The 12,815-nt window shown below is 34.4% G+C and carries 10 protein-coding genes; 8 read left to right on the top strand and 2 right to left on the bottom strand.

Going from position 1 to position 12,815, the window contains the following annotated elements:
- Positions 1-78 precede the first annotated feature (78 nt).
- From ACN0TY_RS06940 to ACN0TY_RS06925, 4 genes are all read left to right on the top strand, one after another.
- On the top strand, positions 79-495 hold the full coding sequence (locus ACN0TY_RS06940) for a Fur family transcriptional regulator (RefSeq protein WP_417443904.1): 417 nt from the start codon (positions 79-81) through the stop codon (positions 493-495).
- A 58-nt stretch (positions 496-553) separates the two neighbouring features.
- On the top strand, positions 554-2,536 hold the full coding sequence (locus tag ACN0TY_RS06935; protein ID WP_417443903.1) for a heavy metal translocating P-type ATPase: 1,983 nt from the start codon (positions 554-556) through the stop codon (positions 2,534-2,536).
- A gap of 122 nt (positions 2,537-2,658) precedes the next feature.
- Complete coding sequence (locus tag ACN0TY_RS06930; RefSeq protein ID WP_236958214.1) at positions 2,659-3,117, top strand: (2Fe-2S)-binding protein; 459 nt, start codon at positions 2,659-2,661, stop codon at positions 3,115-3,117.
- A 34-nt stretch (positions 3,118-3,151) separates the two neighbouring features.
- Complete coding sequence (locus ACN0TY_RS06925; RefSeq protein WP_417443902.1) at positions 3,152-5,410, top strand: molybdopterin cofactor-binding domain-containing protein; 2,259 nt, start codon at positions 3,152-3,154, stop codon at positions 5,408-5,410.
- A gap of 69 nt (positions 5,411-5,479) precedes the next feature.
- On the opposite strand, the gene ACN0TY_RS06920 is transcribed toward ACN0TY_RS06925, so the two are convergent.
- Positions 5,480-6,322, bottom strand: coding sequence for a DUF1853 family protein (locus tag ACN0TY_RS06920; RefSeq protein ID WP_417443901.1), 843 nt, complete (start codon positions 6,320-6,322; stop codon positions 5,480-5,482).
- A 116-nt stretch (positions 6,323-6,438) separates the two neighbouring features.
- Here ACN0TY_RS06920 and ACN0TY_RS06915 point away from each other — a divergent pair, with 116 nt between their 5' ends.
- The 3 genes from ACN0TY_RS06915 (at position 6,439) to ACN0TY_RS06905 (ending at position 10,180) form a co-directional block, all read left to right on the top strand.
- Positions 6,439-7,644 carry a multidrug effflux MFS transporter gene (locus tag ACN0TY_RS06915; protein ID WP_417443900.1) on the top strand — a complete coding sequence of 402 codons (1,206 nt, stop codon included), beginning with the start codon at positions 6,439-6,441 and terminating at the stop codon, positions 7,642-7,644.
- Between the two features lie 160 nt (positions 7,645-7,804).
- Complete coding sequence (locus ACN0TY_RS06910) at positions 7,805-9,085, top strand: PQQ-dependent sugar dehydrogenase (RefSeq protein ID WP_417443899.1); 1,281 nt, start codon at positions 7,805-7,807, stop codon at positions 9,083-9,085.
- An 87-nt stretch (positions 9,086-9,172) separates the two neighbouring features.
- Complete coding sequence (locus ACN0TY_RS06905; protein WP_417443898.1) at positions 9,173-10,180, top strand: hypothetical protein; 1,008 nt, start codon at positions 9,173-9,175, stop codon at positions 10,178-10,180.
- A 67-nt stretch (positions 10,181-10,247) separates the two neighbouring features.
- Here ACN0TY_RS06905 and ACN0TY_RS06900 read toward each other — a convergent pair whose 3' ends face one another.
- Positions 10,248-11,081: an OmpA/MotB family protein gene (locus ACN0TY_RS06900; protein ID WP_236958220.1), complete on the bottom strand. Its 834-nt coding sequence runs from the start codon at positions 11,079-11,081 to the stop codon at positions 10,248-10,250.
- A 346-nt stretch (positions 11,082-11,427) separates the two neighbouring features.
- Here ACN0TY_RS06900 and ACN0TY_RS06895 point away from each other — a divergent pair, with 346 nt between their 5' ends.
- Positions 11,428-12,699, top strand: a complete 1,272-nt coding sequence (locus tag ACN0TY_RS06895; protein WP_417443897.1) for an MFS transporter — start codon at positions 11,428-11,430, stop codon at positions 12,697-12,699.
- Positions 12,700-12,815 lie beyond the last annotated feature (116 nt).

The raw sequence follows: 12,815 nt of genomic DNA, 5'->3' as shown, positions 1-12,815 counted from the left end.
ATAATATAGCTTAATGCTAGGGCGATTATCACTTATTTTTTAACTTTAGCATATTCAAATTAATTTAGAAACAAAGTTGTGAAGAGCAGTACAGCGCATTTAGAAGATCATAAGATAAGACCAACGGCAATGCGAATTCTAATTTTAGACTTTCTTAAGAATAATACCTATGCAGTTAGTTTAAGAGATATTGAAGATAATTTTGAAAAATCAGAAAGAACAACTTTATATAGAACATTAAAAACATTTGAAGATAGTGGTCTAGTGCATCAAATAAACGATGGCTCTACCATTCCTAAATATGCACTTTGCGTACACGAAAATCACTTAGAAAAGCATACAGATTTGCATTTACACTTTTACTGTACTAAATGCGAGAATACAATGTGTTTAACAGAACATAAAATCCCACAAATAGCGCTTCCAAAGGGGTATATACCAGATGATGTAAATATGATTGTTAGAGGAATATGCGATGACTGTAATCAAGAATAATGCACATACTGTGCATTAGGTATTGTTTTATATTTGGGTAGTATAAAAAGCAATATTGATGAGTAAGCATGAACATAAAAACTCTTCAGAGGGATGTAACCATGAGCATAACCATGGTATCTTCGGAAGAAACACAGAATTATATTTTTCTATTTTAAGTGGGATCTTTTTAATCATTCCTTTTATAATCAGTAAAATGGTTTCTTGGGATGGGTATGTATATTTTTACATGATAGCCTATTTCTTCGGTGGCTATTTTACTTTAAAAGAAGCTATAGAAAAAATTGCTAAAAAGCAGTTTGAGATAGATTTCCTAATGATTGTTGCCGCTTTAGGAGCTGCATACATTGGGAGTTGGGCAGAGGGAGCTTTATTATTATTTTTATTCAGTTTGGGGCATTCTTTAGAGCATTATGCTATGAATAAAGCTAAAAAATCTATTGAAGCTTTGGGAGAATTATCTCCAAAAACAGCACTTTTAAAAGAAGGAAACACTACTAAAGAAGTTTCTATAGAAGCACTTAAACTGAATGACATAATTGTCGTAAAACCAAATAGTAAAGTGGCAGCAGATGGTGTTATTATCAAAGGAAATAGCAGTGTTAATCAGGCTTTTATTACTGGAGAGAGTATTCCTGTGGATAAAACAGCTATCGTCGATAATAGTCAGGAGTTAGATTTTAATACTTTGGATAATCATCATTTGGTATATACGGGATCTTTAAATGGGAATAATGTTTTAGAAGTTCAAGTTTTAAAGTTAAGTGAAGATTCTTCTATCTCTCGTTTGATAAAAATGGTTAGTGAAGTAGAAACTCAGAAATCACCAACACAACGCTTAACTAAGAAATTCGAAAAGTGGTTTGTACCTGCAGTAATTATTTTGGTAATAGCATTGTGCTTTGCATATTTAGTAATAGATGAAACTTTTAAAGAAAGTTTATACCGTGCTATTACGGTATTAATCGCAGCAAGTCCATGTGCATTAGCAATTTCTACGCCAAGTGCTGTACTTAGTGGTGTTGCAAGAGCAGCAAGAAGCGGAGTGTTGATTAAAGGAGGAAGGGCTTTGGAAGATTTAGGCAGCCTAGACACCATAGCTTTTGATAAAACAGGAACTCTTACAGAAGGGAAACCTAAACTTACAAACATCATCTCTTATAATGGTTTTGATGAACAAACTCTCAAACAATTGGTTTTAGATGTTGAGAACTTAAGTAATCATCCGTTGGCAAAAGCAATTTCAAAAGATATTATTTCTAAATATGACTTGGAGGTTAGTAACAGCGCTGCAGAGATTGGGGTCATTCAAGGAAAGGGAATCCAAGCATTATATACTTCAAAGAAAGTTTTTATAGGAAATGAAGCGTTGATGAGCGATCAAGGAATTATTCTTTCTGAAGAGGTTAAAACTAAAATGTACGATTTATTGGCTAATGGGCACACGGTTATGATAGTAGCTTTAGATAACGAGCTCATAGGATTAATTAGTGTGATGGATATTTCAAGAGAGACTGCAAAAGGCACTTTAGAAAAGTTGCAAGAAATAGGGATAAAAAATATGATAATGCTTACTGGGGACCACCAAAATGTTGGCGATGCAATAGCTAAGCAAATAGGACTTACGGAAGCTAAAGGAGGATTGTTACCAGAAGAAAAGGTAAAAGCAATTCAAGAACTAAAAAAGGGAAATAGAAAAATCGCCATGGTTGGAGATGGGGTTAACGATGCTCCTGCAATGGCAAATAGTACTGTTGGAATTGCAATGGGCGCAGCTGGAAGCGATGTTGCTCTGGAGACTGCAGATGTAGCCTTAATGTCAGATAAAATTGAAATGCTTCCTTTTGTAATAGCATTAAGTCGCGAGTCTAAACGTATTATTAAGCAAAATTTATTTATCAGTTTAGGGATGGTAGCTATATTAATTCCAGCTACATTATTCAGCTTTGCTAACATCGGTATAGCAGTGGCTATGCATGAAGGATCTACTTTAGTTGTAGTTTTAAATGCTTTAAGATTATTAGGGTTTAAACTTAAATAGGACTTACTATTTATCTATAATTAATGCCCATTTTAAGCTCATTACAACGAAATAGACGTTAATGTTTGATTTTCATACTTTATATTTAATAGATTTTTATTAAATTAATCAAAAAAGAAAGTATGCCTAATTACAAACTTAATATTAATGGGAAATCGCATAGTATAGATGTAGATGCTACTACGCCTATGTTATGGGTTTTAAGAGATCATCTTCGTTTTGTTGGAACCAAATTTGGTTGCGGGATTGCTCAATGTGGCGCTTGTACTATCCATATTGAAGGGGTCGCTGTTCGTTCTTGTCAGCTTCCAGTTTCTGCAGTTGGAGAGCAAAAAGTAACTACAATAGAAGGATTGTCGGAGAAAGGAGATCATCCAGTTCAAAAAGCATGGTTAAAACATGATGTGCCGCAATGTGGTTATTGTCAAGCAGGGCAAATTATGTCTGCGGCTTCTTTGTTGAATAACAATCCTAACCCTACAGACGATGATATAGACGATGCCATGAATGGTAATATTTGCCGTTGTGGTACTTATACTCGGATAAAAGCTGCTATTAAAACAGCTGCTACAGAGTTGTAAAAGCCTCTATTAATTAATCTCTAAAACAAAACTTGTGACTCTTATAAAAACATCATACGGTAGAAGATCATTTTTAAAAACCTCTGCATTAGCAGGAGGTGGTATCGTTATTGGCTTTAGTTGGCTTGCGTCCTGTAATCCATCTCCTGAGCAAGTAGCAGATTTACCAAAAGAATGGTTTGAAATAAACGGATATCTAAAAATTGGCGATAATGGTATGGTTACTATTATGTCTCCTAATCCTGAAATTGGGCAGAATGTAAAAACTTCTATGCCAATGATTGTTGCTGAAGAATTAGATGTAGCTTGGAAAAATGTTATCGTAGAACAGGCTCCTTTAAACACCACAATATTTACACGTCAATTGGCTGGTGGAAGTCAGTCTATTCGCCAAGCATGGGACGGTCTCAGAATGGCTGGAGCAACAGCTAGGCATATGTTAAAAGCTGCTGCAGCGCAGAAATGGGAAGTTCCTATTGAAGAAATTACTACGGAAGAAGGAATTATATATCATAAAAAAAGCGATCAATCGATAGGATATGGAGAAGTAGCTTCATTGGCTGCTACATTGGAAACTCCAGAGGAAGTAGCGCTTAAAGAGCTTGATGATTTTAAAATAATAGGAAAGCAAACTAGAAATGTAGATGGAGAGAATATTGTAACAGGAAAACCATTGTTTGGAATTGATCAATATTCCGATGATATGCTGATTGCAATGATTGTTCATCCTCCTGCTTTCGGGATGAAATTAAAATCTTTTGATGCTGCGGAAGTGAAGAAAATGCCTGGAATTAAAGATGTTTTCAGTATCAATACCTATGAAAAGGGTTATCTGAAAAATATGTTTGATGCTGATGCTTTTCCTGAACTTGTTGTGTTGGTAGGTAATTCTACTTGGGAAGTGATGAATGCTAAGAAAGCATTAAAAGTAAATTGGGAATCTTTTGAAGGTTATGACGAGGAATACACCAATTTTTCTGGAAATGGTAGTTTTAAACAATCAATTCCTGCGGGTGGGGAAAATACATCTTCTCACCTCGAAGAAATGAATAAACTTTCTGGAAAGCTTTCTAAGGAAGTCAGAAAAGATGGAAATCCCGCTGAGGCTTTTAAAAATGCAGATACAATCATAGAGCGTAGTTATACAGCTCCATTTTTAGCGCATAATACAATGGAACCTATGAATTTCTTTGCAAATGTTACTGCAGAGAAAGCCATGTTAAGTGGACCTATTCAAACTCCAGAATTTATGGAGAAATCTGTTTCTGCTAGAATCGGATTACCATTGGATAAAATAGAATTAGATATGACCCGTCAGGGTGGTGGCTTTGGAAGACGACTCTATGGACATTTTGTAGTAGAGGCTGCTGTGATTTCACAGAAAATGAAAGCTCCCATAAAATTAGTTTATACGCGCGAAGACGATATGACTTTTGGAAATTATCGTCCTGCATACCATGCTACGTATAGAGCAGCATTAGATAAAGACAAAAATTTAATAGGCTTTCATGTGAGAGCGGGAGGAATTCCAGAAAGTCCTCTATTTGCAAATAGATTCCCAGCTGGAGCAATAGATAATTACTTAGCTGAGTCTTGGGAATTAAAATCTAATATTTCAATTGGGGCATTTCGTGCACCTCGATCAAACTTTATTGCTGGAGCAGAACAGTCTTTTTTAGATGAACTTGCAGAGAGTATGGGGAAAGATCCTATTGCATTCCGTTTGGAGCTTTTAGAAAAAGCAACTAATAATCCAGTTGGAGAAAATAACGATTACGATCCTAAGCGTTATGCTGGCGTCTTAGAATTAGTGCGAGATAAATCTAATTGGTCACCTAAAGATAATAGTAACGTATTCCGTGGTTTTTCTGCTTATTTTTGTCATAATTCTTATGTAGCTAATGTATTAGAGATGGTCATGGAAGAAGAAACTCCTGTTGTTCAAAAAGTATATTGTGCTGTAGATTGCGGAATCGTAGTTAATCCTATCGCAGCAACAAATATGGTAGAAGGGGGTACTGTAGATGGAATTGGACAAGCAATGTACGGGGGATTAACATTTAAAGATGGTAAACCTCAGCAAACAAACTTCGATCGCTACAGAATGATTCGTCATAGAGAAGCACCAAAGAGTATAGACGTTCACTTTGTGCAAAATAAAGAACATCCAACTGGTTTAGGAGAGCCACCTTTCCCACCAATAATGGGTGCTCTAGCAAATGCTTTATATAAAGCTACTGGGCAAAGACATTACAATCAGCCATATATTACTCAAAAGGAAATTGTTGGCTAATAGCTTATAAATAAACAATAAAATCGTCATTAGAAATAATGGCGATTTTTGTTTTTAAGAACTTTATGATTACCACCAAACAACAAAAAATTTCTTTGTTAATCCATTCGGGAATTTGATCCAACAAAGGGGAGACATTTTCTGTTCGGTTAGTATATTTATTTGCTCAGAAAACTGTTTATAAACCATCCAATCAACTTGTAAATGTACTTCTGATAACCAGTTCTTTTTCGATGGAATATAAAACTTGCAATCGTGAAACTGATTAATGTCAGAAACGTTCACATAGAATCCCTTTAAACAGTCTTTATTTAAGTTTTCGAATCCAATGGTTTCTTTATAGGGTGTGAATAACTGTGCTTTAAATAAAACAGCTTGCGATATTTCTTCAGACTTAAGATGGAGCTTATCTAAGATTGGCTCTGTGTATTCATTATAAAGTAAAGGAAGTTGTTTTTCTTTTAGTTTGGATAATTTTTTAATAAGGGTGTCATTTCTATTAGGACCAATCCAATGTTCAATTTCTGTAGTTCCGACATTTTCATCATATAGATAGAACTTATAAACAACTTCTAAATGAATAGGCTTGTTTTCATGCAATAATATGCAATCAATCTCTCCAATAGTTTGCTTCCCATTTTGAACTTGATAATTTTCGAGTAATATTTTAATATCACTATTTTGCGATAATTCGCTGCTAACAAAGAACTCTACAAGTTTTCCTAAGCGAAGGTTCTTTGGAGTTTCACGATTAAAAACAGTTATTACTTGTTTAGGGATCTTAAATTGATGGAGCCCAAAAACAGGAACATTCTCCCATAAAATTGGCGTTTGTAAATAGCCCTCGTATTGCTGTTGGATATGTTTTGATTTTATGTCCATTACTGCTAAAATACAGTATTTAGATTTCATTATTAGAGTTCTTCTTTTGAAGCTTTATAAATTCCTTAACTACATTTCTTATCAATAAGTTTTTTAAGACTAATATATCGTAGTAATTTTGCATCCTTAAATTTCTAAAGAAACAGATGAATAAAAAGAATGAAACGCTACTGATCCTAATTCTAGGGTTAATAACGGCCATTGGTCCATTATCTATAGATATGTATTTACCAGCTTTTGCAGATATAGCGAAAAGCCTAAATACCGATGTAGCAAAAGTCTCTTTATCGTTATCTAGTTTTTTTGCTGGACTCGCAATCGGTCAGTTAATGTATGGACCATTATTAGAGCGTTTTGGGAGAAGAACCCCCATTTTTATTGGCTTAATAATTTATATGATAGCTTCCATTGGTTGTGCTTATGTAGATACTATTTTTGGACTAATACTTTTAAGATTTTTTCAAGCAATAGGCTCTTGTGCAGGATTAGTAGGGGGAAGAGCTATAGTAAGAGACTTATATAAAACAAAAGAGGTAGCGCGTAAATTTTCAATGCTGATGATGGTAGTTGCGGTATCTCCAGTTATTGCACCTACGTTGGGTTCTTTTATCACCACTTCTTTTAATTGGCAGTTTATATTTATTACCCTTACAGGATTTGCACTAGTGTTACTGGGTGTTGCCGCTGTGTTTTTACCAGAATCGGCTGCTCCTAATAAGAGCTTTTCATTAAAACCAAAAACTGTAGTTAGAAATTATATCAATATTCTTAAAGACCGTCAGTTTTTAATCTTTTCTTTTGGTGGAGCTATTGCTTATGCTGGGTTGTATGCTTATTTAAGTGGTTCTCCACATTTGTATTTAGAAATTTTCAATTTAAATGAAGCTCAATACGGAACCGTGTTTGCAATAATTGCAGCTGGGTTATTATCTGCAAGTCAGATAAACAATATAATATTAAAGAAGCATTCAGAAATGAAAATCATCTACATTGCATTAATTGCCCAATGTGTTGTTGCTACTTTGTGGGCTTTGGTAACTTATTTTGAGCTCTCAAACCTTTATATCACTACATTTTTAATCTTTAGCTATTTATTCTGTTTAGGTTTTATCTTTCCTAATGCTTCTGCATTATCATTAGAAAGATTAGGGCACACAGCAGGAAATGCTTCCGCATTAATGGGAGCTATTCAAATGCTAATGGGGTCTGTAGCCTCCAGTATGGTCGGAATTTTTCAGAATGAAACTGTTTTTCCTATGATTATTGTGATGCTTTTTTCTGCTCTTATAGCAAGTACTATTCTATTGAGAAAGAAGAATCATATTATTGCAGCCAAACTGAAGTTTAGTTAATTACATTATTTAATAGCTATACTTTTCTAATTCATAGCCATTTATAGTATTAGAAAAAGTCAGCTTTGTATTGTTAAATTAATGCTAATTTAGGCGGAATCTTTTCATCATCTAGAATAAAATGTATCTTAGAATGATAACCCATTTAACTTAAAAGTCTATGAAAAAAATAATTTATTTACTAGCCATACCAATTGTACTAGCTAGTTGTAAGGATCAAAATACGGATACTGCTGAGGCTACTCCAGATGAAGTAGCTAAAGATACAACCACTGTTGTAGAAACTGCTATTGGTAGTCTTGAGTTGCCAGCTCCTTTTTCTACAAAATCTGTAGCTAAATCTAGTACTGTAATCGATTGGCCTGAAGGTAAAACTCCTGAAGCATTGTCTGGTTTTACAGTTACAAGATATGCAGGTGATTTAAAACATCCACGTTGGACATACATTGCGGATAATGGAGATGTTTTTGTTTCTGAAGCAAATACAGGTAAAGATACAGCAAATAGAATTACTTTATTAAGAGATACTAATGGTGATGAAGAAGTAGATGAACGTCATGTTTATTTAGAAGGATTGCACCAAAACTTAGGAATTTTAGTTGTAAACGACTATTTCTATGTGGCAAATACTGACGGACTTTATAGATATCCGTATGTTGAAGGTGCAGATAAAATCACATCAGAAGGGGAGAAGATAGTAGATCTTCCTGCAGGTGGATATAATAACCATTGGACCAGAAATATAATTACGAATAAAGAAAAGAATAAAATATATATTTCTGTTGGTTCTGCAAGTAATGTAGGGGAACATGGAATGGAAGAAGAAGAAAGACGTGCGGCTATTTTAGAAGTTAATTTAGACGGTACTGGAGAAAAAATTTATGCTACAGGAATTAGAAATCCTGTTGGAATGGATTGGAATCCTGCTAACGGAGAACTTTGGACAGCTGTTAATGAGCGTGATGGACTGGGAGATAATTTAGTACCAGATTATATTACAAGCGTTAAAAGAGGAGGTTTTTATGGTTGGCCATTTAGTTATTATGGGGCTATTAACGATCCTCGTTGGGAAGAAGATCCACATCAAGAAATGGTAGATAAAACAATTATCCCAGATGTGCCAGTAGGAAGTCATACCGCTTCTTTAGGTCTTACTTTTTATACTGCAGATCAGTTTCCTGCTAAATATAAAAATGGTGCTTTTGTTGGGCAACACGGTTCATGGAATAGAGCTAAATTTGCTGGATATAAAGTAATTTTTGTTCCTTTTAGTAACGGAAAACCACAGCAACCAGAAGACTTCTTAGGTGGTTTTATTGCTAGCGATGAGAGCTCAGAAGTATACGGACGTCCTGTGGATGTTACTGTAACTCCTAAAGGATCTTTATTGGTAAATGATGATGATTCTGGAATTATCTGGAAGGTTTCTGCCGATAAATAATAATACATTTGTACTTTTAAAAGAGGTTTTCAAAAGAGTAGTATTTACTGTTTTGAATGCCTCTTTTTATATTTTAATAAATTAGTTATGAAAAAGATTGTTGTACTTTTTGCGTTCTTAATCACTACGTTTTCTTTGGTTGCGCAGAAGCATCAAAAGGCTTCCGATTTTAAAGAGTATTATCCAATTGCAGAGAGACCGTACGTAATGGGGGGAGTGGGAAACAACCCTTATGAAACCATGCTTTTTGATGCCAAACCTGTTGTGTATTATAGTATATATAATGATATCAGACGTTCGTTGAGTGCAGATACAATTACTCCTGGTTATGCTATATATGCTTCATTCCAGCCTCAATTGAGAATGTATAATGAAACTTCAAAGCCTATAAAAACACCTTCTTATAAGATATTATTTGGATGGCAACCAATTATTAAAACTGCTGAAAATAACTTCCTAACATTGGCTATTGAAAGTGGTCATTACTCAAACGGGCAGTCTAAAAGTGCCTTTAGTGAAGAGTTTGATGATGAGTCTGAAGAAAGTAAAGAGATTTACGCTACCATTACAGACGATACCGATCTGGCAGCAATGCTGAACAGAACCAGTGGAAATTACTCTACAAACTTAACTAGGCTTTCCTTTAATTACCGCATTAATGATCTCGATTTGGATGATTTCCCTCACCGAATTCACTCCTTTACTTTTACTTATCAGTTATATCACAATCGCTTTTTTGGATTGTTTGATTTTGGTGGTTACAATGATGAAGATATCGACTTATATGGGAGGCATCAGTTAGAGTTTAAATACGAATATTCTGGGTATATAAATAATAAGATTAGGTATGTAGTGGGGCAAGATTTATACCTTCATTTAGGGGCGCATCCTTCTACAGATCCCTACCGAGTGCAAACTAGAGCTATGATATTTCCTTGGGATACAGATTTAGGGTTTATAGCGCAGTTTTCTGCTGGTTTTGATGATTATAACTACCGTTTTGTAGATAGCTATGCACGGTTTTCTATCGGGGTAACTTGGGATTGGTTTACTCCTTTTGTTATCAAGCCTGTAAAAGCTAAAGCCAAGAAATAAAAAAACGTCTTACCTTTTTAAGAGTAAGACGTTTTCAGCTTAAAGTGTGTGTTAATTTTAAACTGTATTATTCGTTAGAAGCCATCAATGCAAAGAATTTATTGATATTCGGTAAAATAACAATTCTCGTTCTTCTGTTTTTAGCTCTATTTTCTTTTGTATCATTAGAAACTAATGGCTCAAAGCTACTTCTTCCTGAAGCAATTAGTTTTTCTGGACTTACATCAAATTCATTCTGAAGTTTTCTAACCACAGATGTTGCTCTTAAGACACTTAAATCCCAGTTATCTTGAACTCTCTCATTATGGATGCTTCTTGCATCTGTATGCCCTTCAACCATAACCTCAATACTAGGCTCAGAATTAATTACATCTGCAAGCTTTTGGAGAATATCATCAGCCTTGTTACTTACTCTATAACTAGCAGTGTTAAATAAAAGCTTATCAGAAATAGAAATCATAACAACAGTTTCTTCAATATTAATAGCGATGTCTTCATCTTCATTTAAGCTGCTATTATTCATTGATTTTTGTAGGTTATAAGAAACCGCCAGATTCATAGAATCTTTCAATGTCTTAGCCTCACTAAGTTTAGAAGGATCTACATTTTGAAGTGTAGTACGCATTCCTCTTTTAGTTTCTTCAGAAATTACAGCCACATCACCAACAGTTACCAATTTACTGTCGTTCTCTTCTGTTAGGCTGTTTATCTTGCTATTGTATTCATCAACACGATTTTGTATTGCAGAAAACTTTGTCTCCAATTCTTCTTTTTCTACTTGTGTTTTTTGAAGCTGACTTTGGATTTCTCCTTTTTCATGCTCTAACTCCACATACTTTTTCTTCGATACACAAGAAGTTAATAAGGCAATTGTAAATAATGTTATTGCTGTTTTTTTCATCTGTTAATAAGTTTAAATTTTTTAATTCTTATTGAAAAACCCATTTAATTTTCTGTTTCTGAAACGTACTTTTAAAAGAGGCATTTCACGATTCAATTTTAAGTGGTTTTGTATTATCTACGGACGCATTTCTGAATTAGATCATATGTAAATGTTAAAATTTTGCATTTCATCGTAAAAAATTAGCACATAATCGACTGAAATTACCTTTGGAGGATTGGTTCTCAACTGGTTGTGACTTAATTATCATTGCCGATAAAACCGTTTAAAAATTTCAGAGATATCGTTACCTTTGATTATCCATTAACAAGAATTGGATATAAAACCAACTTCAAATAATCCTACTTTGAAAAAAAACGATCCGTACGCAGCTTTACGTTTTAGAGAGTTTAATATATTTTTAATTGTACGTTTTGCCATGGTTTTTGCATGGTCTATGCAATTTGTGGTAATAGAATGGGAAGTATATAGCATTACTAAAGATCCATTATCATTGGGAATAATTGGTTTAATGGAGGTAATTCCTGCCGTTTCTTTAGCGTTATTTGCTGGTCATATTGTAGATCAGAAGGAAAAGAGAGGACTCTTATTAAAATGTATTCTTGGGTTTTCGGTAATTAGCTTCGGACTCTTTCTCTTAACGTGGCCAAGAGTTGTGGGGGCATGGTCAACAGATATTGTATTATACTGTATTTACTTTTTAGTTTTCCTTGGAGGGATTGTACGAGCTTTCCTCGGACCAACAATTTTTTCTTTATTCTCCTTAATTGTACCTAAAAAAATATATCCAAATGCTGCTACTTGGAGTAGTTCTGTTTGGCAAATGGGGGCTGTTTTAGGTCCTGCATTAGCGGGATTTAGTATTAATTGGATTGGCGTCCATTGGTCTATGTGTTTAATATTTGCCTTTTCTTTAATTGCTATCATTAATTTATTGCAAATCCCCAAGAAGCCTATTTTAAATCCTAATATAGGGGAGAATGTGTTTAAAAGTCTTCGCGAAGGTGTAAAATTTGTCTTCAATACTAAGATTATCTTAGGAGCTATTACTTTAGATATGATCGCTGTTCTTTTTGGGGGAGCAGTAGCCTTATTACCTGTTTTTGCTCAAGATATTTTGCATGTAGGTTCCCAAGGTTTTGGAGTATTAAGGGCAGCACCAGCTGTAGGTGCCTTAATAACGATGTTCACTTCTGCCTATTTTCCTCTTAATAAAAATGCGGGATTAAAACTACTTGGTGCCATCTTCGGATTTGGAGTTTGTATTATCATCTTCGGTTTATCAACATGGTTCTGGGTTTCTGTATTGGCATTATTCTTTAGCGGAATGTTGGATGGAATCTCTATGATTATCCGTCAAACAATATTACAATTACGTACGCCAGACCATATGCGTGGGCGTGTAGCTTCTGTAAATTCTATGTTTGTAGGATCTTCTAACGAGCTTGGTGCTTTTGAAAGCGGATTAACAGCAAGACTTATGGGAACTGTTACTGCCGTTGTTTTTGGTGGTACCATGACAATAATTACTGTGGTTGCTACAGGAATTATATCTCCTGCTTTTAGAAAACTAGACCTTAGAAAAGATATTGAAGAGCATGAGCAAGATAATGCTTAGTAGCTAGTATGAACTTTAATAAAAAGGTGTCATTTTTAAATATTTCCTGGACCTAATTCAGAAGAAAATATGCTTCCTCTTTGTTGTGTCTATATGTTTGCTATAATGTAAGTTAT

This window comes from Joostella sp. (assembly GCF_048266025.1).
GTDB classification, from domain to species: domain Bacteria; phylum Bacteroidota; class Bacteroidia; order Flavobacteriales; family Flavobacteriaceae; genus Galbibacter; species Galbibacter atrarenae.
Note: the sequence above shows the minus strand (reverse complement) of the source record. Positions and strands in the feature narration are given on the sequence as shown.

Bases quoted from the DNA above. Each gene is read 5' to 3' on its own strand.
- ACN0TY_RS06935 (WP_417443903.1), top strand. From the start codon at position 554: ATGAGTAAGCATGAACATAAAAACTCTTCAGAGGGATGTAACCATGAG.
- ACN0TY_RS06910 (WP_417443899.1), top strand. From the start codon at position 7,805: ATGAAAAAAATAATTTATTTACTAGCCATACCAATTGTACTAGCTAGT.
- ACN0TY_RS06900 (WP_236958220.1), bottom strand. From the start codon at position 11,081: ATGAAAAAAACAGCAATAACATTATTTACAATTGCCTTATTAACTTCT.
- ACN0TY_RS06915 (WP_417443900.1), top strand. From the start codon at position 6,439: ATGAATAAAAAGAATGAAACGCTACTGATCCTAATTCTAGGGTTAATA.
- ACN0TY_RS06930 (WP_236958214.1), top strand. From the start codon at position 2,659: ATGCCTAATTACAAACTTAATATTAATGGGAAATCGCATAGTATAGAT.
- ACN0TY_RS06920 (WP_417443901.1), bottom strand. From the start codon at position 6,322: ATGAAATCTAAATACTGTATTTTAGCAGTAATGGACATAAAATCAAAA.
- ACN0TY_RS06905 (WP_417443898.1), top strand. From the start codon at position 9,173: ATGAAAAAGATTGTTGTACTTTTTGCGTTCTTAATCACTACGTTTTCT.